The organism is Pararhizobium sp. DWP3-4, from assembly GCF_049898205.1.
GTDB lineage: Bacteria > Pseudomonadota > Alphaproteobacteria > Rhizobiales > Rhizobiaceae > Pararhizobium.
This window is the reverse complement of sequence record NZ_JAFCXF010000036.1, coordinates 1-1,317: the sequence shown is the minus strand read 5'-3', so window position 1 is coordinate 1,317 and position 1,317 is coordinate 1. Positions and strand designations below refer to the sequence as shown.

General features: G+C 56.6%; 1 protein-coding gene. It reads left to right on the top strand.

Going from position 1 to position 1,317, the window contains the following annotated elements:
• The first annotated feature begins 68 nt into the window (after positions 1 to 68).
• Positions 69 to 1,288, top strand: a protein-coding gene (locus ACP7E6_RS29375) for an IS3 family transposase (RefSeq protein WP_426233713.1) whose coding sequence is annotated in 2 segments (ribosomal slippage) — positions 69 to 411 and positions 411 to 1,288 — 1,221 coding nt in all. Because the reading frame shifts where the segments join, the coding sequence is not laid out codon by codon here.
• Positions 1,289 to 1,317: the final 29 nt, after the last annotated feature.

Genomic DNA, 1,317 nt, shown 5'->3' with positions numbered 1-1,317 from the left:
TGTAATGGCCCCATAAATATCCGGACACGATCTCCCACTTAACAAGTGTGCGAGGTAATGTGCCCATTATGACTAGTCACAATCCGAAGATAGAAGTCCTGCCCGGTCCTGAGCGCCGCCGTCGCTGGTCGACGGCCGAGAAGCTTTCCATCATTCAAGAGACATACGAGCCGGACGCGACCGTCAGCATCGTTGCTCGGCGTTACGGCATTCAGCCGAACCAGTTGTTCACCTGGCGTAAGCTCGCCACTCAAGGCGCTCTGACGGCCACGGCTGCGGAGGAGGATGTTGTCCCGGCGTCCGAATATCGCGCCCTTCAAAACCAGGTAAAAGAGTTGCAGCGTCTGCTTGGCAAGAAGACGATGGAAGGCGAGATTCTCAAAGAGGCGCTTGAGATCGCCACAGGCCCAAAAAAACACCTGTTGCGCTCGCTGTCGTTGCCGAAGGGAAGTTTCCGATGACGGCTGTGTGCGAGACTTTTGGTGTTGCCCGGTCAAGCATGGCTGAGCGAGTGAAACAGCGTCCTTCCAAAGCCCGTGGTCGGCCACCGCTCGCCGATGATGATCTCGTTGATGAAATCAAAGCGATCATCTCCGAGATGCCGACCTACGGATATCGCCGGGTTCACGCGATCTTACGCCGAAAAGCCCGCAGCGAAAGCCGCCCATGGCCGAACGCTAAACGCGTCTATCGGGTGATGAAGGTGCACGGCCTGCTTCTCCAACGCCACACAGGTGCCATTGATAGCCGTCGCCATGACGGCCGTGTTGCCGTGGAGCACTCGAACCTGCGTTGGTGCTCTGACGGCTTCGAAATTGGCTGCGACAACAGAGAGAAGGTCCGCGTTGCCTTTGCTCTCGACTGCTGTGATCGTGAAGCCATCGCCCATGTCGCCACCACCCAAGGCATCAAGAGCGAAGACGTTCAGGACCTTGTCATCACCGCCGTCGAGAACCGCTTCGGTCGCATCAACACCCTTCCCAAACCGATTGAATGGCTGACCGACAACGGCTCGTGCTTCATTGCAAAGGACACGAAATCGCTGCTGATGGACATCGGAATGGAGCCTTGCACGACGCCGGTTCGCAGCCCTCAGTCCAACGGAATGGCCGAAGCCTTTGTCAAAACATTCAAGCGCGACTACGTCTCGGTCAATCCCATTCCCGACGCAGAAACCGTCATCGCCCAACTGCCATTGTGGTTCGAGCACTACAACACGCTTCACCCGCACAAGGCTTTGGGATATCGATCCCCGCGTGAGTTCTTAAACCGTCAAACAGAAATCTGATCCTGTCCGGTTTTTATGGGGCAACTCCA